This window comes from Bacillus sp. B15-48 (genome assembly GCF_016879755.1).
GTDB lineage: Bacteria > Bacillota > Bacilli > Bacillales > Cytobacillaceae > Mesobacillus_B.
Window position 1 is genome coordinate 916747 of sequence record NZ_WOFU01000001.1, and the last position, 19100, is coordinate 935846.

Consider the following 19100-nt stretch of genomic DNA (forward strand, 5'->3'; position numbering starts at 1 on the left):
AGGAGCCGAGTGGGCTCCTTTTTTAAAGTTAATTCATTAAGATTGTCAACGCAGACGTCAACAAAATTGTGAGTCCGAACACTGAAGTATACAGGACAACCTTCTGCCGTTTCTTCTTCTGCTCCATCTCTTCTGGTGTCAAAAAATACGACTTTGACATACAACTTTCCCCTCCACCAGCAACTTTTCCCAACCAATATCACTGAAATTATACCAAAAAAGCATTGAAAGTGTATAGTGCTTTTTACCTATAATCAAATGAAAAAAGGCACTTGCCGCGGGAGACAAGCGTAAGGATAGGAATTGTGTCATATTTCCGACATTCCTTAAATGCAGTCGAGTTTTTATTGTGCAAATACTTTTCTTATATCTGTTTTAATCTCTTCTAATAGTCGATCAACAGTGATTTCCTGATCAGAAATCCCTTTTTCATACGTTCTTTTTAGTAAATCAGCAAATTCATTTTGTTTATATTGCAAATCAGATTTGTCTTTTTCCATTGTCCTTTCCTCCATCCTAATTCAGACACTATTCTATTAAATTCAGCAAGACTTGTAAATTCTTTTTACAAAATTGCCAACGATTGTCTATTTATAATATAAATTTAATATTTCTGCAATATACCATGTGATAGAATATGGATAATAATGTTGAAATTTAAGGAGTGATGATCAAATGAAGAAGCAAGTGACGACGATCGCTGCGGCCGCGATCCTGTCATCAGCATTCGCCTCGACGGCCTTTGCTGATACATATACCGTCAAAAGAGGCGATACGCTCTACCATATTGCCCGAAACCATTCGACAACCGTTAACAACTTAAAAACGTTAAACGGGCTATCATCTGAGCGAATCTATCCAAATCAAAAACTAGCAATCTCGCAACAAGCGGGATCAACCGGGACGTCATCTTCTTCTGTGTCAACCTTAGCAGCTACGGCCACTCCTATAAGTACGGTACATACATATACCATTGTAAGTGGCGATACATTAAGTGGAATTGCCCAGAAACATAACATTTCGCTAAGTAATTTACGAAGCTGGAATAACCTTACTAGCGACTTAATCTTCCCTGGACAAACGCTCATTGTTAGCAGTGGAGCTGGGATTGTAATAAATGCGGGATCAGGGGCTGGAACTGGAACGAATGTCGGTTCTGGAACTGGCTCATCAACGGCCCCGGCACCAGCAGCAAGTTCGACAACAACCTATACTGTCGTTAGAGGGGACACGTTAAGCACCATTGCCCAAAGGCATCAAATTTCCTTAAGCAACTTGAGAAGCTGGAACAATCTTACAAGCGATTTAATCTTCCCTGGACAAACGCTCGCTGTCAGCTCGTCAGCGAACAATGGGACAAGTGCTGGTTCTGGAAGTGGAACTGGAACTGGGGCTAGTTCTGGGGCTGCAACTTCACCGGCACCAGCAAACGGTGTTTACACAATCAAACCTGGTGATACGTTAGGGAAAATTGCTAGTCAGTTTAACATGACCGTCTCAGCGTTAAGATCATTAAACCAAATGTCCTCAGATTTAATTTATGCAGGACAAACCTTAAATGTTTCTGGCCAAGCTGTGACGGAAAATGCTCCGGCTCCGACACCTGCCTCAGCGCCAGCAACTGGCTTCAGTGTGGAAAGGCTAATTAGTGAAGCAAAAGCATTAATTGGGACTCCTTATTTATGGGGCGGCACCTCGCCTAGCGGGTTTGACTGTAGTGGATATATTCACTATGTTTTTAATAAAGCCGGTCAATCGCTTGTACGTACGTCGGCTGAAGGGTATTATAATCGTTCCTACTATGTGAACACCCCGCAACCTGGTGATCTCGTATTCTTTGAAAATACGTATAAAAAAGGCATTTCCCATTTAGGCATTTATATCGGCAACAATGAGTTTATCCATGCCGACAGTAGCGGCGTCCGAATTACGAGTTTAAATGATTCATATTATAGTAGACATTTCGAAAGCTTTAAGCGGTTTTACTAAAAGAAATGCATCTTTTTCTAGCTGAACGCGTTCTCTTTATCAATGCAAAACAATAAATTTAACAAAATCGAAGTGCTAAATCTAAACGAGTTTAACACTTCAGTTTTTTTATACTGTCAATATACAAAAATACAATATCGCATGGAACTTGCAAATAAATATTCTCTGTTTAATATAATTGAGAGGAACTAGCGAAAGGAAAATAAGCGGAGATTTTCCGGTTATTTGCAGAATCGAGCTCGTTTCGAGGAATATAAGGGGAGATTTTCCGGTTATGCAAATAAAAATCCTCCATTTTCACGTTTTTCGAGTTAATAGGCGGAATCTCTCCGTTTATTTATGCCATTTTCAATGCTATTTACTAAATTAAGCGGAATTTATACGTCTATTATTATTAAGTGTCAAAGAAGGTAAGTAGAAATAACGATAAAACAGCAGGGCAAATTCCAACATGGTTGCCCTCCTTTTTAGAGAGAGCCCGTTATTTTCTAGCTGGAGGTACTTTTTCTTTCTTTCACACAAAAAAGAGCGATTGTCCGGGGGATGGACAATCGCTAATTTGCGGTTCATCAAACGTTTGATTAAATTCACCTGATAAAATCAACGTTGATTGACCATATGCTGAAAGTAAGTGAACTTGCTTGGTACTGTTCTTTTACCCGGAAGATTGATTAGGTAAACTTGTTTTTTAAAAAAAGTTCATTACCTAACAACCATTACTATGTTTTTTATCTTGGTCTTACGATGTACTCGGCAATTTTGCCTTCCTTTAAGGTTGCACACCCGATACATTCTAACTTTGTTTCTCCAAGGTAGACATCATATTCCATCGTGTTTGCATTTAGCTTTACGATTTCGGCACGAACCTTGTAAGCTTCAAAGACAGATTGGAAGGTCGCTTTTAAGTTAACTCTTCCTTTTACAACAAGGTCATCGACTTGAATCGTTCTTGCCCCACCATCATCGAAAGAACAAGTTTCCGTAAATAAATTGGCTACTCCCTCATAGTCCCCATTATTCATATGAGCAACATAATCTTCTAAAATCATCATTTCCTCCAGAAGGTGTGACTTACGTAAATGCTGTTTGAACCCCGATCATCCATTCGGGGCTGTCCAATCTGTGCACGGAACAGCCCCTCCTACTAACTGAAATTAAATCTTCATTCCTACTCTTGCCCCTTCATAGATTGCTTCAAGGGCGGTTCTTGCTTGTTTCGCGTCACCGATGACATACACTTCATTTGCAAGCTCTTCGACATTTTCAAATTGTTCGACCGGTTTTGATCCGACAGCAAAAATAATATTGTCATAGCCTTCGAGCACGATTTCTTGGCCATCTTTTTCCGCATAGACGGTCGTGCCATCAATGCTAACAACCTTCGTCTTCGTATGAATCGCCACTTCTTCTTCTTTTAATCTATTTAGTAAACGAGTGCGAACCGTCATATAAAGATCAGCAGCGACATCCTCTTTCATCTCGACAATCGCTACTTTTTCACAATAGTCTTTACAGAACTCAGCCGTTTCACAGCCGACCATTCCGCCGCCGATGACGAGTGCACTGTTTCCGAGAATCGATTTGCCGACTAACACATCATTTGCTTCATACACATTTGGCGCGTCATTTCCAGGAATATTCAGCTTAAATGGAACTGCACCAGTAGCGACGATCAATACATCTGGGTTTTCAGTTTTAATAAAATCAGTATCTACCGCTTTATTAAAGACCATCTTCACGCCATGTTTGTCACACATATGTTTATAGTAGCGGATCGCTTCCGTTAAGTTTTGTTTAAATGGCGGGTATGCCGCAACTAAGAACTGACCGCCGACTTTGCTTACGTCATTCTTTTCGTATAATGTCACATCATGACCGCGCTCGGCTGCAATCCAAGCCGCTTCCATGCCAGCGACCCCTGCCCCGATGACCATCACCTTTTTAGGTGTTTCCGTCGGGCCATATTGAACCTCTTTCCGGTTATTGCTCATTGGGTTCAACATACAAGATACGCCCCAATCGCCTTCTTGCAATGTATCATGATCATTGAAACTCATACAACGTTGCGTACAGCCAAGGCAAGGAACGATATCCTCGATTTCTCCACCTGCCATTTTATTCGGATATTCAGGATCGGCAATCGATTGACGTCCTAGACAGACAAAGTCCGTATCCCCGCGTTCAATCGCCAGCTCGACCGCATATGGATCAGCGAAGCGACCAGCAAGCATAACTGGAATGTTCACTGCCTCGCGAATTCTTCTCGTCCCTTGCCAGTTCCATCCTTGGCCCATATCTGCTGGAGGAACAATCATATCCCACGAACCGTACGTCCCTGCGGAAATGTTCAGCGCATCTGTCCCATATGACTCAAGCAAGCGGGCAAATACAATCGCTTCATTTCCGTCCATGCCGCCAATTCTTCCTTCCATCGAGTCCATGCGAACGATAATCGCGAAGTCTTCGCCACACTCTCTGCGAATCCCTTCGATAATCAATTTATGAAAATACGATCTTCCTTTAAATCCGCCACCGAATTCATCAATTCGTTTATTTGTCCGTGGACTCATAAACTGCAAGCCCATATATCCATGGGCACTGTGAAACTCAATGCCATCAAAGTTGGCCTTTTTACAGCGCACCGCGGCTTGAATATAAGAGTCGATCAGTTCATATACTTGTTCAGTCGTGTATTCATTCACTGGCTCACGGTAGATAGGCGATGGAATCGACGTTGGTCCAACAGGTGTAAGTCCGATCAGCGCCTTCGTTGTTTCACGACCGGCATGGTGAAGCTGAACTATTGCCTTTGCTCCGCCTCTATGGATGGCATTCGCTAATTTCCTTAGTCCGGGGATATAATCATCCGAATACAATCTTGGCTCCCCAGGCATTCCCGTTGCTCGTTCATCGACAGCGGCAATTTCCGTAATCACTAGTCCAAAGCCACCTTTTGCCCTTGCCCCATAATAATCGCATGCCATTTTTTCAATCGTTCCGTCCATTTCACACATCGCCGAATCCATCGCTGGTACGACTAAGCGGTTTTTAACGAGCATTTTTCCAATGTACATCGGTGAGAAAGTTGATTCAAAATTCATTTGTGATCGACTCCTTTAAGTTTGTATTGTGAAATGATGAACATAAAATATCTCCTTTTATGTTATTAAATTTTTTTCATAAAAGAAATACGATTGTTCACTATTTCACATAATGTTTTAAACTGTATTCCCACTTTGAAAATAGATAATACCCGTGGAAATGGCTCTATTTCAATGGGTTTTGGGAATTTCCTTTTTTTATAATTATGTATAAATTATGGCAGGCGAAAAAAAGGCGATTGCCCGGGGGAGGACAATCGCAAGAGAGGTGGTTGAGTCTTCCAAATGAATCGAACGTTTGCTTAAACTCCGCTGATTACAGCACCATTTTTCGGGTGTAGAGTTAAACTCAGTGGTTGAATCGATTGATTGGAACGAATACAGAGGATTCTCTGTATATAGAAGGTATCTACCCGGTTGGTTTGAGAGTTAAACCTGGTTTTGTTGATTTTCGTGTAAGTATGAGAATGAATAAGCGGAGAATTTCCGCCTAATGTATATTGTGGAAGCTTAAGAAGCAGATATAAGCGGAGGTATTCCGCTTAACTGCTCTAAATAGGCCAAAATCCAAAGATTTGGCTCATATAAACGGAAAAACTCCCCTTATTTTTAAGGAAATATCGATATTTCCCAGAATAGGCGGAATTCTTCCGCTTATTTTTCAAACATAGTAAAATCAACGTTCAGTTCATTCCCCAGCCACGGGAATATACACCCCCTCTACGTGACCGTTCCTCCAGCCGCGGATTACGTGGCCAACTTGAATCGCCTATCCCCCCCACTCCAGCCAATCTCGACAATTTTATGAACAATTGTTGAATAGACAGGGACGGGTGTTTTGCGAGGCGAATTTGTTAAGGATAGGAACTTTTATCAAAAAAACTATTCACTGAAATGAGGGATAAAGGATGAATCGTGAGAAATTCCGCGTACCCGTTTCGAAACTAATGTCCTCTTTTGACCCCGCACACTTTCCCTTTGAAACGACCGCTGATCTTGACCAGCAACCAAATGAAATGATTGGCCAGCAGCGTGCCGAGCAGGCGATGGAGTTTGGTCTTTCTGTCGAGCAAACGGGCTATAACTTATTTATCGTCGGTCCGTCTGGGACTGGACGAATGACGTACACGCTCGACAGTGTTGCCAATATCGCGAAGACGCGCTCTGTGCCAGATGATTGGTGCTATGTGTATAATTTTGAAAATCCCGACCGCCCAACCGCGATTTCCCTGCCCGCCGGCGAAGGCATTCGCTTTCAGCAAAAAATCGAAACATTGCTGATTGAAATTGAACGTGAACTTCGCACTGCTTTTTCGGGTAAAAACTTTGAAGCGAACAAACAGAAAATTTTAGAAGCATTCCGCGACCAAATTGAAGACCTTTGGGGCACGACCGAAGCGTTTGCGTTAGAGAAAAACTTCCGGCTTGAGCGCACACCAGCCGGCGTAAATACGTACCCACTCCGCATGGGCCGGCCGCTTGACCGCAAAGAATTCGCCAAGCTGACCGAGTTTGAACAAGAAATGATCCAGCAGCGCGAAAAACAAGTGGAGGAGAAAATCCGCGAAACGATTTTCCAAATGCGTGAGAAAGAAGAAGAATTGCGGAAAACAGTCGAGCAGTTTATGCGCCAAACCGTCGTCGAGGCGATTGAAGGCCTGTTCCAGCCGCTCCGCGAAACGTATAAACATCATGAAAAAGTAATCACCTATTTAGAAGCGTATTTCCATGATATCGTCCTTCACTTTTCGTTCTTTTTAGCCGAAGAAGACGAAGAGAACAATGTGATGGCAGCGCTCACTGGCACGACTGAACAGCGGCTCCAGCGCTACACCGTCCACCTTTTTGTTAATCATAAAAATGAATCAGGTGCGCCTGTCATTTATGAAACTAACCCTACTTTTTATAATCTATTCGGCAAGGTTGAATACAAAGGTTCGTTCGGCGCCTGGACGACCGATTTTACCCATATTAAACCTGGGGCGCTTCATCTCGCCAACGGCGGCTACTTAATCGTCCAAGCAACAGAACTGCTGCAGCAACCGTATGCGTGGACGCTGTTAAAACGCTCATTGCAAACCGGCTATGTGCAAATTGAAAATTTAAATGAAGAGCGCGGGATGGTGCCAACGAGCGGGATTAAGCCAGAGCCGCTGCCATTAAATTTAAAAATCATCATCATCGGTTCCTACTACTTATATGACTTGCTTTCGAGCATCGATGAAGATTTTCATAAGCTGTTCAAAGTAAAAGTCGAGTTCAACACAGTGATGGAGAAAACGAATGAAAACAGCTTGTTGATGGCCCGTTTTGTTAAAAATTACAGTGACAAAGAGGGACTGCTCCCCTTCCACCGCCGTGCCGTTGCGAAAGTCATTGACTATAGCTCGCGGTTAGTGGACGAACAAACGAAGCTATCAACGCGATTTCAAGACATCGTCAAAGTCCTCGTCGAATCGAGCTATTGGGCGCAAAAACAGGACAACACGTTCGTCGATGATACTCATATTGAACAAGCGATTGCCGAGCAAATTCATCGCTCCAACCATGTATCCGAGCTGTATCGCGAACGAATTGAAAAAGGAATCATCATGGTCGATACCGACGGCTACCGTGTCGGCCAGATCAACGGCCTCGCGGTGATGGGCACAAGAGATTCAAGCTTCGGGATTCCGACGAAAATCACCGCGCAAACATATGTCGGCAAAACCGGGATTATGAACATTGAGCGTGAAGCGGCATTAAGCGGGCAAATTCATAATAAAGGCCATATGATTTTAATCGGCTATCTTTCCGGTCAATTTGCGAAAAATTACGCGATTCCGCTGTCGGCAAGCATCGCGTTCGAGCAAACGTACTCGTATATTGACGGCGACAGCGCCTCAAGCACCGAGTTGTATGTGCTGTTATCGTCATTAGCGGAAGTGCCGATTTACCAAGGCATCGCGGTTACAGGCTCAGTGAATCAATGGGGCGAAATCCAGCCGATTGGCGGCGTCAACGAAAAGATTGAAGGCTTTTTCCATATTTGCCAACAGAAAGGCTTAACCGGCAAGCAAGGCGTGCTTATTCCGAAGCAAAACGTTGCTAATTTAATGCTCGCCGCTGATGTTGTTGAAGCGGTGTCACGCGGGGATTTCCATATTTGGGCGGTCTGTGATGTCACCGAAGGAATTGAAATTTTAACCGGTGTCCCAGCCGGAAGTGTCCGTGATGATGACGGTGCTTATCCAGAAGGCAGCATTTTCGCCAAAGTGGAAGCGCGGTTTAGTCAAATGTATGAAGTAGCAAAAGCACGCAATCAGCAGGAACAGCCGGCGAAAGAAGAAGCAGTGAGGGATTAGAGTTTTAGGGGATTTTTAACAGTCGTATAGTTGAGTTAGGTCGGGAGCGAGTTGTGTTGATCCCATCGTTAGTAAGCAAGGACCCCAGTTCAGTTGGCTGGGGTCCTTTTTTTATGCTGCGGTCATAAAACTCGTTAAATTGTGCATCCTAATTGAATAAAGTGAAACTTCCATCAGTGGGGGTTTTTTCCCATCCCCACTGATGGTTAGTTGAACCAATCGGGCTTTTACGGACAGTTGATCCCCCACTTATCCTTCCTCGTTTCTCTAAATCTTGAAGTGGGGGTCTTACTGTCCGTTAACCTGCGATAAAAAACTCATTGTTTGGCGTGGACAATAATCATCTAGGTAAAAGGGGTGCAACTGTATCTTATGGTTAGAGGAAAATGCGAAAAAAAGATTTTATTAGGGCTGCTTGGACTTGGCATCGGCCTCTTGCCGTTTGTGTTCCGGCGTACAGGACTAAAAGACTGGTTGCTCGTGTTTTTTGCAAGTGCCTTTTCGAATGGAGTCATTGATAAAATCATCGTTGCCAATAATTTTTTGAAGTATCCTGTGCGTCTTTTGCCAAAATATTTTCAAGTACATATTTTGTTTGATGCTCTTTTGTACCCCCTTGTAAATATTATGTACAATCAACTTACGTTAAAAGATAATCACTTAATCGCCCTTTTCAAATTATTTTACTTTATCATTCCGATGGTTGTCATTGAAGTGTGGGCCGAACGGCGAACAAAATTAATTGAATTTAAGCGCGGCTGGCGCTGGTATCATTCGTTTGTCAGCTTAATGGTTAAATCGTTCTTTTCTCGATTTTGGATTCGTTGTGTGCAGAAATGGAATGTCGATCGATGATTTTTGGGACTGACCCTCGTCATAAGGAGTTGCCCCGGCGGCTTTCGGACAGATTCATTCCAAAACCAGTAACTTCTGTCCGAATGAAGGGTGGTTTCAGACAGATTTCCTTCAAAACCAGTAACTTCTGTCCGAATGAAGGGCGTTTTCAGACAGATTTCCTTCAAAACCAGTAACTTCTGTCCGAATGCGGGGTGCTTTCAGACAGATTTCCTCCAAAACCAGTAACTTCTGTCCGAATGAAGGGTGCTTTCAGACAGATTCTCTCCAAAACCAGTAACTTCTGTCCGAATGAAGGGTGGTTTCAGACAGATTTCCTCCACAACCGGCTGCTTCTGTCCGAATGAAGGGTGGTTTCAGACAGATTTCCTTCACAACCAGTAACTTCTGTCCGAATGAAGGGTGCTTTCAGACAGATTTCCTTCAAAACTAGCTACTTTTTTCCGAATCATGGGCACTTTCGGACAGTACTCGGATTAAGTACGTTTTTTAGCGAGGTTTATTCCGAGTACTCGAATTAAGTGAGTTTTTCAGAGAGGGTTTATTCCGAGTATTCGGATTAAGTGAGTTTTTCAGAGGGGTTTATTCCGAGTACTTGGATTAAGTGAGTTTTTGGGTGATTTTTATTGCTAGTACTCGTAATAAACTATTTATTTTTATCCAGTAATTGTAATTGCAGTTATAATTTTCTAAAAATAATCTTAGTACTTGGATTAAAAGGGTGTTTTTACTAGATATAATCCTAGTAGTGGGATTATAATTTTAAAAATAATCCCACTACTAGGATTAAAAAGTCCGTTACCAGCATTAAATTTTAAAAAGCTCATTATATTCCTAGTACTAGCAATATCACGACCTTTTCCAATTAAGACTAAAGAAACCCGAGGGCCTGTGCTCTGCTCCTCATTTGGTGACCTGCTCCAAATGGGTGCTGCTGCACGCCCTCGAGTTTCTTTTTTAAGCTTCGGCGATTTCAATTTCTGGTCGTCTGTAAATGTCTTCTTCGATTTCGCCGGTGATTTTCGCCGTTAACACTCCTGAAATCATGCCGCCGCTTACATTTAATGCGGTCCGGCCCATGTCGATGAGCGGCTCGACGGAAATAACGAGTCCGACGATGGCGAGCCGCAAATCCATCACCGATAACACGATCAATGAAGCGAACGTCGCTCCGCCGCCAACGCCGGCAACTCCGAAGGAACTAATCATAATGACGGCAATCAGCATAAAAATAAAGCCTGGGCTTAGCGGGTTCATGCCGACTGTCGGAGCTACCATGACCGCGAGCATTGCTGGATAAATTCCGGCGCAACCGTTTTGCCCAATCGTCACGCTGAACGGACCGGCAAAATTGGCGACCGGTTCTGAGACACCTAAATCGCGCGTTTGTGTTTTAATATTCATTGGCAATGCTCCCGCACTGGACCTTGATGTGAACGCAAACAGCAAGGTTGGCCACGCTTTTTTTACAAATAAAACCGGATTTAGCTTTGCAAATGCTAATAATACTAAATGGACGATAAACATTAGAATCAGTGCGACATAGGAGGCAACGACAAACGTCCCTAGCGCGAGAATCGCTTCATAATTGCTTGTTGCTGCTACTTTCGTAATTAACGCCAAAATTCCGTACGGAGTTAAGCGCAGCACGAGCGTGACAATTCGCATCACAATCGCGTAAATCGCATCGATGATTTTCGAAAACATCGCCGCCTCATCCGGCTGCTTCCGTTTCACCCCTAAATAAGCGATGCCAATAAAGGCAGCAAAAATGACGACCGCAATCGTTGACGTTGGCCGAGCGCCTGTTAAATCTGAAAAAGGATTGCTCGGGACCATTGCGACAATTTGCTGGGGCACCGTTAAGCTTTCCACCGTTTGCGCCCGTTCCACTAATTCTGCGTTGCGGTTCGCTTCCGCTTCCCCTTCAACGAGCTCGACTCCATCCAAGCCAAAACCGACCGTCGTTCCAATCGCAATCACCGCGGAAATCCCTGTCGTCGCCAGCAAAATTCCAATCACAAGGAAACTGATTTTCCCGACATTTTTAGTCATTTTCAACCGCGTAAACGCGCCAACAATCGAGATGAAGACGAGCGGCATGACGAGCATTTGCAGCAGGCGAACATAGCCCGTTCCAACGACATTGATCCACTCAATCGTTCCCGTTGTGATCTCAGAACCTGCCCCGTAAAGCAGATGAAGAAGATACCCAAAAACAATGCCGATTCCTAAGCCTGCAAACACACGTTTCGCAAACGAAATATGTTTCTTTTGCATCACATACAATCCACCAACAAGCAATAAGAAGATGCCGATGTTTACAATGATAAAAACAGTGCTCATCTACTTCCCTCCTAATTTCAGCAAAGACGCTTCCCTTAGTTTGTGAAAAAACTAGGTTTTTACTTCGTTTTTAAGAAATGGTTTTTCACCTAGTTTGTGAATAAAAATCGTTTTTCACTCGTCCATTTTTTTCGAATAAGACAAGTTGTCATCCTCATAGGTTTATAAAGACTAAAGGCTAAAGGAAATGAACCTTCTTTACCTGTAAAAAGGAGCTGGTTGCTCTGCGGAGGAGAAGACTTAAACATAAATATTTGCCGATTATTCTTTGCTTGTGCGCATTTTTGGTCATCTATTTTCTCTATAATCTGTTTGCGAATTTGCGCATTTTCTTCGTGTACACTACAAGTCTCGGGCCTTTCCTGTTTGTCGGACTTATTTTGTTCGTGATCGGATTTTTATTGATAAAAGGCTTCCGCGCCTGACGTGCAAAACTTCATCATGGCAATGGCTTGCTGCCTTTTCTGGGCAAGCCACTTGTTTTTATTATGGTGCATTGGAACGAAGGCACGTGGATTTCTTGCGGGAATGCAAGGCCAAGGGAGGCGCGACTGCCGGGGAAAGCGTAGTGCCTGGAGCGGAAATCAACACCTTGGTTTAACGTGGGCTTGAAAACAAAGCCTTGTCATAAAACAATCATATTTAACCAACTGGAAAATATAGTTAAGTGGATCTCTTAAAATTGAACTTCTACTGGCGTTACGTTTCACGAGGGGGGGCTTGTACGATGCATATTGCGGATGGTGTCATCAGTATTTCCGTTGCCGTGACGACAACGGCGGCGGCGGTTGGCTTATTGGCCTATTCTCTCAAAGGAACAAAAGAAGCGGAAATTCCGAGAATCAGCCTGCTCGCTGGGGCCTTTTTTGTTGCCTCGTTAATCAATATTCCGATTGGCCCTACTTCTGTTCACCCATTATTAGGAGGCTTCCTCGGATTAGCGTTAGGACGGCGAGCGCCGTTTGCGATTTTTATCGGCTTAGTGCTTCAAGCTGTGTTGTTCCAGCATGGAGGAATCAGTACCTTTGGCGCCAATCTGTTATTAATGTCGATTCCAGCGCTGTTGATTTACTGGTTATTCTCTTATTCAAGTAAGCTTCCTGCGTTTTTAAAAGGCTTTTTAGCGGGATTTGTGGCGATTTGCATCGGGGTGTTTTTATTAATGGTTCTCTTGCTGTTTTCAGATTCGCGCTACGGTGAAGGGGCCTTTTCGGTCATCCGCATCATGTTTTTTGCCTACTTGCCGCTTGCATTACTAGAAGGTGTGTTAACAGGGTTTGCAATTAAGCATTTAGCTGCGATGCGATCGACTCTTTTTATGGGAAAAGTCGAGGGGGAAAGGAAATGAAACGCTATTTATTGTTTCTCTGTATTGGTCTGCTTTTTTTTATGAGTCCTCAATCGGCATTTGCCCATAAAATGGTCGTTGAACAAGTGGACGCTGGAGTGATCCACGTTCGTTATGATGATGGCACGGCCGCACGGTTAGCGATTGTCTCTGCTTTTAACGACGACGGGCACTTGCTTTTCGAACAGCAAGTGAATGAGGATGGGGACCTTCACTATGACAAGGAGGTGAATGTTTATCGCTTTGTTGCCGATGATGGACTTGGTCACCGCGCGTCCTCCGTAGTGACAGAGGAACCGACGATGTTGGAAAGTATTCCAATTTCGATTCGTGCGCTGTTAGGTGTTTCGCTATTACTGTTTATTGCCGCAATCTTTCTGTTTCGCAAGAGATAAAGAGGAAGTTTTCATGACTAAGTCACGCAGATTGATACAGGTGAGGAGTGAATTTTTATAAAAAAAATAATCGGTTTTCTCGCTTTAACTATTGCTTGTATTCTATTGGTTCATCCCCCGAATGCAGCCGCCCATGAGCTGTTTATTCAAGTGGATGAGAATAGTGACGAGTTAAGGGTCGATGTTTTATGGGGGCATATACGGGATTATGTAAGTGAAGCGGATGTTGAGGATTTTCAATTATTTGTTCGTTATCCAAACGGTGAGACAGAGCAATTGGATTTAGAAGCGGTCGGGGTTCACTTTCGGGCCTATGTACCGACAAATGAGGGCGGGGATTATACTTTTTGGGCAATCAGAGAGCCAGGTACATACACCCCAGATGACGGGGTTCCCCAATTGAGTGTGCACTCGGCGAAAGTGATTGTTCATGTTGGTGAGGGAAGCGAGCGCGCAGACGAAGCGGTTGACGCCGATTTGGAAATCGTTCCGAACAGTGATGTACGTCATTTTTCGACCGGAATATTTAGCGGCACGGTTTTAATGGATGGGAGTGTAGCTCAAGAAGCAGCGATCACCGCCTATGGGCCTAGTGGCGAGATTGTTGAGGCGGTCACGAATAGCAATGGCGAGTTTGAACTTCCTTTCGGCTCTGCAGGAACATGGCTCATTAAAACAAATGTAAAAATCGATGAAGCTGGGACGCTTGGCGATGAAGATTATGAGTTGATTAGCCGGACATCGACACTGATCGTTGATACGGAACAACCATCGAATTCGGGGTCGTCAAACAACATTGGGTCACTCGGAGCGATGCTGCTAATTGGTTTATTGGTCGGAGGTTCGGTGTCGATGTTGGCGTTACGAAAAAGACAATAGGGTCGTGAGGAAACGATGAACAACAGCGAAGAGTCATTAAAAGCTATGCCACAATGGGCGTTTTCGTGGGAGCCGCGCGCAAAATTAATCGCGGCCATCATTTATATTTTCGGTGTCATTAGTTTAACGACGCCATTGTTTGCGGGAATTGCCTACATGCTTGCCGTGATGACTGTCCTTTTAATGGGAATCCCTTTGATTGTATTGTTAAAACGGTATTTAATCATTACCCCTTTTCTTCTATTAATGACGGTGCCATTATTATTTGACGATGCAGGCGATCATCTTTCATTTGCAACGTTAATTATTGTGAAGGCATTTACTTCGATGACCGTAATTACAATTTTACTCGACTCGCAAACACCTGAGCAGTTCATGAATAGCCTTGCCGGGTTGAAAATTCCGCCTGTCGTCATCACGGTTCTCGTCCATTCATTTCGCTATGTTTATTTATTTCTCGATGACATTCAAAAATTGCAATTAGCGGCAAAATCCCGCCTGTTTCAAGGTGGGATTAGCTTACAAAAATTAAAAATCTACGGCCAGCTTACCGCGACTTTGCTAATAAAATCATTAAATCGTTCTGACCGTGTCTATGAAGCGATGGCCTCACGCTGTTTTACCGGCACATTGCCTCTTAAATATTCACGTAAAATCACAACCGCCGATCTCGTGAAAACAACCTTTGTTGGCGTGGTGATTATTGGCTTGATTGTTTTTGAAAAAGTTTAAGAGATTCGCGCGCTTGTCCCGGTTAAGCAGCTTCGTTTTATTGCTAGTCCCATTGTGTCACCGGTGAAGCAGCTTCGTTTTATTGCTAGTCCCATTGTGTCACCGGTGAAGCAGCTTCGTTTTATTGCTAGTACTCGGAATAAAATGAGTTTTTTAAAATTTATTGCTGGTAACAGACTTTTTAATCCTAGTAGTGGGATTAAATAGTTTTATATATTCCGAGTAGTAGGATTATATCTTGAGAAAACTTTGTTTTAATCCGAGTACTAGAATTATATTTCCCTAAACATTACTAATATGGTGTATAATGGTATTTATTTTAAATTTTAATACCAGTACTAGCAATAAAAAGCCTCAAAAACATCACTTTATCCAAGTACTCGGTTTAAAACCCTTTATAAACCGGACTTTATCCAAGTACTCGGTATAAAACCCCACTTATAAACTGGACTTTATCCGAGTACTCGGTATAAAACCCCACTTATAAACTGGACTTTATCCGAGTACTCGGTTTAAAACCTCTTAAAAACCAGACTTTATCCAAGTACTCGGTTTAAAACCGACTGAAAACATCTCTTTACTCCTGCACACTGAAAATAAAACTCATAAACATTCACTAAAAGAAAAAACCTGTAGGGGGATACAGGTTTTTTTGATGATATGCAGTTGTTAAGCTGTTTCTTTCAACGGTGCGGCGTCTGCTTTTTTGTTCAACGTTTTGCGTAGGAATGGCAACACGTAACGGTCTAAACCGATGCGGCCTGCGTTGTAGCCTGCGAATAAGATGATTCCGCCTAACAGGATGTCCATCGGGTTTGAAGAAACGGTACCAGCAAACATGAAGCTGAAGTTCATCAAAAGACCGAAGAACGCTGCAGCTGTTGTGAAGCAGCCAAGAATTAACCCTAAGCCTACAAGAAACTCACCCATTGGAATCATAAAGTTGAACAAGCCAATATTCGGAAGTGCAAAGGCTTCTAGGAATGAAACATACCAGCCGTAAACCATTGATCCGTCTGAACCCATGACCGGATTGGCCACTGCATTATTTAAATATCCAGCTGCGTTAAAACCATCACCAGTCAATTTTCCCCAGCCAGCTGTCATCCAGTGGAAGCCAAGATATAAACGAAGAACAGTTAGAACACCGGCAGCAATTTTGTTTTCTCTTAAAAATTCAGCAAACATAAAGACCTCTCCCTTTCAAAAAGAAATATTTATATGATTGATTAATAAGTACACCCTTACTATATCAGATTCCACTATAAAAATAGTGAGTATGTTAACAAGTTCACAATTTGTCCAAAACATATTGACGATTTTTTGTCTGTTACTTAAATCACATCAAAATGCGCTATTTTTATTTTGGCCTAAAACAATCTCACACGTTTCCGGGATCTGTCCCCTGCTAGATTAAAGGACTGGGACTGTCCCCCACTCAGCTAAAGGATTGTCCACAAAAAGAAAAAACCTGTAGGGATACAGGTTTTTCCTATTAAGCAGTTCTTAAGCTGTTTCTTTCACCGTTGCGTCTGCGTTTTTATTAAATGTTTTGCGAAGGAAAGGCATGACGTAACGGTCTAAGCCGTAGCGACCTGCATTGTATCCAGCGAATAAGATGATTCCGCCTAAAAGCACATCCATCGGGTTTGAAGAAACGGTACCAGCAAACATGAAGCTGAAGTTCATTAAAAGACCGAAGAACGCTGCAGCTGTTGTGAAGCAGCCAAGAATTAACCCTAAGCCAACGAGAAACTCACCAAGTGGAATCATAAAGTTGAACAAGCCAATATTCGGAAGCGCAAAGGCTTCTAGGAATGTAACATACCAGCCGTAAACCATTGTTCCGTCTGAACCCATGACCGGATTTGCCACTGCATTATTTAAATATCCAGCTGCGTTAAAGCCATCACCAGTTAATTTTCCCCAACCAGCTGTCATCCAATGGAAGCCAAGATATAAACGAAGAATGGTAAGAACACCAGCAGCAATTTTGTTTTCTCTTAAAAATTTAGCAAACATAAGGACCTCTCCTTTTCGAAAGAAATGTTTTAAATGATTGAATAATAAGTACACTTTTACTATAGCAAAGTTCACAATTAAAACAGGAAGTATTCTGACAAGTTCACAATTTGTCCGAAACATATTGACGACTTTTTGTCTGTAAAATAAATAACATGAGAACTGCATCCTTTCTGCATATTTTTATGGACACACAAGCATACCACCATCATTCCTGCCGAAAACAATGTCATTCTCGCTTATTTTTTGGCAAAATAGAATTAGTAAGTTTACGCAAAGGACGAAGAGTAGATGAAAATCATTATGATTGGAATTGGCGGCTTTTTAGGAGCTATTTCGCGATATGGAATGGGAGAATGGCTGCACACAGAAAACGGCTTTCCGGTCGGAACACTCACAGTTAACCTGCTTGGCTGCTTTCTGCTCGGTTGGTTTTTAGCGTTTGCGAAACGAAAAAATTTGCGAACGGAAATAACGATGTTGTTTGGGACAGGCTTTCTCGGTTCGTTTACGACGTTTTCGACTTTTTCGGTTGAAACGGTCTACCTCATCGAAAATGGGCAATTTTTATTCGCCTTCTCTTATGTAGCCGCTTCAATGTTGGCAGGGATTTTATCTGCTTATATCGGGTTTAGGAGTGGAAGTTCGTAAGAGTTTTATTGTGATTGGCGCGTATTTGCGTCGAAGTTCGTGAGAGTTTTTCGCTTATATTGGGTATTCGAGTGAAAATTTGTGAAAGTTTTTTCGTGTATATTGGGTATTGGAGTGGCAGTTTGTGAAAGTTTTATTTGCATATATCGGGTATAGGAGTGGAAGTTTATGAGCAGCTTTTTATTAATTGGGTTGGGCGGCGCGTTCGGGGCGATTTGCCGCTACGCGCTCGGGTTGTTTGTCACGTCAAGAACAACATCAGCCTTTCCGCTCGGCACTTGGATCATTAACATTAGCGGCTCGTTTCTTCTCGGGGTTATTTTTAACTTGTATTTACATGAGGATTGGCTAATGCTGCTTGCTGGCATCGGCTTTTGCGGCGCTTATACAACCTTCTCGACGTTTGGAAATGAAACCGTTCAGCTAATTGTTCAGCATAAACTCAAACTAGCCCTTCTTTACGTCGTCGCATCGACCGTTGTTTCTATATTAGCCGCTTCGCTTGGTTTTATCATAGTGAGTTAAAATCATTTTGAGTAAAAAGCCGACCGCTAGCCCTGGCAATACCGCGAGCATCGGGAAAAATACCGGGCCTAGCATCACCCCAAACAAGGTGATGCGCTCAGAAATCATTAACCCTACCGTTACAAACTTCGCTGCGAACACGAACGGCAGAAATAAAAAAGGAGAAGTGTCTTCTCCTCGTGCATCTCTATAAGCGTCCCATATCGAAAAAAAATAAAAGCCTGGATAAAACATTAGCCATTGCACATCAATCAACTCGAATGCCAACTGAATATCACCGTTAAAACTAGCTAAGATCGCGACATTAAAATTTGCTTTCACATTGATGAGAAATTCTAAGACGAGGAAAATGAATCCCTTTATATATTTTTGATTTAATAATTGTCCAAATCCGGGAAGGGCAATCGACCATAGCAGTACCTCCAACCCTCTTTTTCTCTTTTCCATAGTTCGCCCTCTAATTTGAAAAATTTTCCAGTTTATTTCCACTTTAACCTTATATGCTTCTTTTTAAACGTCTTACATATTTAGTGAAAAATAGAAAAAAATAAAAGAAGTGGAGGTGTGCAATGGATAAGCGCTTAACATCAGCGGAAATTGCCCAACTTTTGGCGCAATATTTAAATGATACTGGGAGCATTTGTATTTTGTCCTATTTTTTAGAAAAAGTTGAAGATAAGGAAATAAAACCGCTCATTGAATTGGCACTACATATGTCAAATGCCCATATTGAAAAATTAACCGAGCTTTTTAAAGCGGAAAAACACGCGATTCCTTAAAATAACGTTTAAGCGTTTTCTTACGAGTACTGGTGTTATACCCTGGGGAATTTATTACCAGTACTGGGATTAAGGACGTTTTACTGCGATTTATTCTGAGTACTGGAATTAAACGGATGTGTTTATTGGGAAAA

Annotated in this window: 18 protein-coding genes; 10 read left to right on the plus strand and 8 right to left on the minus strand. The window is 42.6% G+C overall.

The window, feature by feature from the left end; translation table 11 throughout:
* Nucleotides 1–28: 28 nt before the first annotated feature.
* Nucleotides 29–160: a hypothetical protein gene (locus GNT69_RS25815; RefSeq protein WP_275411162.1), complete on the minus strand. Its 132-nt coding sequence runs from the start codon at nt 158–160 to the stop codon at nt 29–31.
* Nucleotides 161–344: 184 nt separating this feature from the next.
* Entirely contained in the window at nt 345–500 is a 156-nt protein-coding gene (locus tag GNT69_RS04135) for a YwzD family small protein (RefSeq protein ID WP_203553667.1), read from the minus strand.
* A 175-nt stretch (nt 501–675) separates the two neighbouring features.
* Between GNT69_RS04135 and GNT69_RS04140 the strand changes: the two genes are divergently transcribed.
* The gene (locus tag GNT69_RS04140) at nt 676–1989 is read left to right on the plus strand and encodes a C40 family peptidase (RefSeq protein WP_203553668.1); all 1314 of its coding nucleotides are present in this window, start codon (nt 676–678) and stop codon (nt 1987–1989) included.
* Between the two features lie 728 nt (nt 1990–2717).
* Here the strand turns inward: GNT69_RS04140 and GNT69_RS04145 are convergent.
* Nucleotides 2718–3041, minus strand: coding sequence for a nuclear transport factor 2 family protein (locus tag GNT69_RS04145; RefSeq protein ID WP_203553669.1), 324 nt, complete (start codon nt 3039–3041; stop codon nt 2718–2720).
* Between the two features lie 102 nt (nt 3042–3143).
* Nucleotides 3144–5090: an NAD(P)/FAD-dependent oxidoreductase gene (locus GNT69_RS04150; protein WP_203553670.1), complete on the minus strand. Its 1947-nt coding sequence runs from the start codon at nt 5088–5090 to the stop codon at nt 3144–3146.
* A 908-nt stretch (nt 5091–5998) separates the two neighbouring features.
* Between GNT69_RS04150 and GNT69_RS04155 the strand changes: the two genes are divergently transcribed.
* Nucleotides 5999–8434 (plus strand): Lon protease family protein, encoded by a 2436-nt coding sequence (locus GNT69_RS04155; protein WP_203553671.1) that lies wholly within the window; start codon nt 5999–6001, stop codon nt 8432–8434.
* A gap of 372 nt (nt 8435–8806) precedes the next feature.
* Nucleotides 8807–9289: a CBO0543 family protein gene (locus GNT69_RS04160; RefSeq protein WP_203553672.1), complete on the plus strand. Its 483-nt coding sequence runs from the start codon at nt 8807–8809 to the stop codon at nt 9287–9289.
* A gap of 957 nt (nt 9290–10246) precedes the next feature.
* Here GNT69_RS04160 and GNT69_RS04165 read toward each other — a convergent pair.
* Nucleotides 10247–11635 carry an L-cystine transporter gene (locus GNT69_RS04165; protein ID WP_203553673.1) on the minus strand — a complete coding sequence of 463 codons (1389 nt, stop codon included), beginning with the start codon at nt 11633–11635 and terminating at the stop codon, nt 10247–10249.
* A gap of 667 nt (nt 11636–12302) precedes the next feature.
* Between GNT69_RS04165 and GNT69_RS04170 the strand changes: the two genes are divergently transcribed.
* The 4 genes from GNT69_RS04170 to GNT69_RS04185 all read left to right on the plus strand — a co-directional run bounded on the left by GNT69_RS04170 (nt 12303) and on the right by GNT69_RS04185 (nt 14989).
* Nucleotides 12303–12983, plus strand: coding sequence for a CbiM family transporter (locus GNT69_RS04170; RefSeq protein ID WP_343206449.1), 681 nt, complete (start codon nt 12303–12305; stop codon nt 12981–12983).
* Nucleotides 12980–13378: a hypothetical protein gene (locus tag GNT69_RS04175; RefSeq protein ID WP_203553675.1), complete on the plus strand. Its 399-nt coding sequence runs from the start codon at nt 12980–12982 to the stop codon at nt 13376–13378. Before GNT69_RS04170 ends, GNT69_RS04175 begins: the two co-directional genes overlap by 4 nt.
* Nucleotides 13379–13483: 105 nt before the next feature.
* A complete protein-coding gene (locus tag GNT69_RS04180; RefSeq protein WP_239094006.1) occupies nt 13484–14257 on the plus strand; it encodes a DUF4198 domain-containing protein in 774 nt (257 codons plus the stop codon).
* A 15-nt stretch (nt 14258–14272) separates the two neighbouring features.
* Nucleotides 14273–14989, plus strand: coding sequence for an energy-coupling factor transporter transmembrane component T family protein (locus tag GNT69_RS04185; RefSeq protein ID WP_203553677.1), 717 nt, complete (start codon nt 14273–14275; stop codon nt 14987–14989).
* A gap of 669 nt (nt 14990–15658) precedes the next feature.
* Here the strand turns inward: GNT69_RS04185 and GNT69_RS04190 are convergent.
* Both GNT69_RS04190 and GNT69_RS04195 read right to left on the minus strand, forming a co-directional pair.
* On the minus strand, nt 15659–16177 hold the full coding sequence (locus GNT69_RS04190) for a DoxX family protein (protein ID WP_203553678.1): 519 nt from the start codon (nt 16175–16177) through the stop codon (nt 15659–15661).
* Between the two features lie 318 nt (nt 16178–16495).
* On the minus strand, nt 16496–17011 hold the full coding sequence (locus GNT69_RS04195) for a DoxX family protein (RefSeq protein WP_203553679.1): 516 nt from the start codon (nt 17009–17011) through the stop codon (nt 16496–16498).
* 291 nt (nt 17012–17302) lie between these two features.
* Here GNT69_RS04195 and crcB (GNT69_RS04200) point away from each other — a divergent pair, with 291 nt between their 5' ends.
* Both crcB (GNT69_RS04200) and crcB (GNT69_RS04205) read left to right on the plus strand, forming a co-directional pair.
* Nucleotides 17303–17662 carry a fluoride efflux transporter CrcB gene (gene crcB / locus GNT69_RS04200; RefSeq protein WP_203553680.1) on the plus strand — a complete coding sequence of 120 codons (360 nt, stop codon included), beginning with the start codon at nt 17303–17305 and terminating at the stop codon, nt 17660–17662.
* Between the two features lie 168 nt (nt 17663–17830).
* Nucleotides 17831–18187, plus strand: coding sequence for a fluoride efflux transporter CrcB (gene crcB, locus GNT69_RS04205; RefSeq protein ID WP_203553681.1), 357 nt, complete (start codon nt 17831–17833; stop codon nt 18185–18187).
* Here crcB (GNT69_RS04205) and GNT69_RS04210 read toward each other — a convergent pair.
* On the minus strand, nt 18152–18634 hold the full coding sequence (locus GNT69_RS04210; RefSeq protein ID WP_203553682.1) for a hypothetical protein: 483 nt from the start codon (nt 18632–18634) through the stop codon (nt 18152–18154). The genes crcB (GNT69_RS04205) and GNT69_RS04210 overlap by 36 nt on opposite strands.
* A 122-nt stretch (nt 18635–18756) precedes the next feature.
* Between GNT69_RS04210 and GNT69_RS04215 the strand changes: the two genes are divergently transcribed.
* Entirely contained in the window at nt 18757–18966 is a 210-nt protein-coding gene (locus GNT69_RS04215) for a DUF3231 family protein (RefSeq protein ID WP_203553683.1), read from the plus strand.
* Nucleotides 18967–19100 lie beyond the last annotated feature (134 nt).

Coding starts and splice junctions, on each gene's coding strand:
- GNT69_RS25815 (WP_275411162.1), bottom strand. CDS start 160: ATGTCAAAGTCGTATTTTTTGACACCAGAAGAGATGGAGCAGAAGAAG.
- GNT69_RS04135 (WP_203553667.1), bottom strand. CDS start 500: ATGGAAAAAGACAAATCTGATTTGCAATATAAACAAAATGAATTTGCT.
- GNT69_RS04140 (WP_203553668.1), top strand. CDS start 676: ATGAAGAAGCAAGTGACGACGATCGCTGCGGCCGCGATCCTGTCATCA.
- GNT69_RS04145 (WP_203553669.1), bottom strand. CDS start 3,041: ATGATGATTTTAGAAGATTATGTTGCTCATATGAATAATGGGGACTAT.
- GNT69_RS04150 (WP_203553670.1), bottom strand. CDS start 5,090: ATGAATTTTGAATCAACTTTCTCACCGATGTACATTGGAAAAATGCTC.
- GNT69_RS04155 (WP_203553671.1), top strand. CDS start 5,999: ATGAATCGTGAGAAATTCCGCGTACCCGTTTCGAAACTAATGTCCTCT.
- GNT69_RS04160 (WP_203553672.1), top strand. CDS start 8,807: ATGGTTAGAGGAAAATGCGAAAAAAAGATTTTATTAGGGCTGCTTGGA.
- GNT69_RS04165 (WP_203553673.1), bottom strand. CDS start 11,635: ATGAGCACTGTTTTTATCATTGTAAACATCGGCATCTTCTTATTGCTT.
- GNT69_RS04175 (WP_203553675.1), top strand. CDS start 12,980: ATGAAACGCTATTTATTGTTTCTCTGTATTGGTCTGCTTTTTTTTATG.
- GNT69_RS04185 (WP_203553677.1), top strand. CDS start 14,273: ATGAACAACAGCGAAGAGTCATTAAAAGCTATGCCACAATGGGCGTTT.
- GNT69_RS04190 (WP_203553678.1), bottom strand. CDS start 16,177: ATGTTTGCTGAATTTTTAAGAGAAAACAAAATTGCTGCCGGTGTTCTA.
- GNT69_RS04195 (WP_203553679.1), bottom strand. CDS start 17,011: ATGTTTGCTAAATTTTTAAGAGAAAACAAAATTGCTGCTGGTGTTCTT.
- crcB (WP_203553680.1), top strand. CDS start 17,303: ATGAAAATCATTATGATTGGAATTGGCGGCTTTTTAGGAGCTATTTCG.
- crcB (WP_203553681.1), top strand. CDS start 17,831: ATGAGCAGCTTTTTATTAATTGGGTTGGGCGGCGCGTTCGGGGCGATT.
- GNT69_RS04210 (WP_203553682.1), bottom strand. CDS start 18,634: ATGGAAAAGAGAAAAAGAGGGTTGGAGGTACTGCTATGGTCGATTGCC.
- GNT69_RS04215 (WP_203553683.1), top strand. CDS start 18,757: ATGGATAAGCGCTTAACATCAGCGGAAATTGCCCAACTTTTGGCGCAA.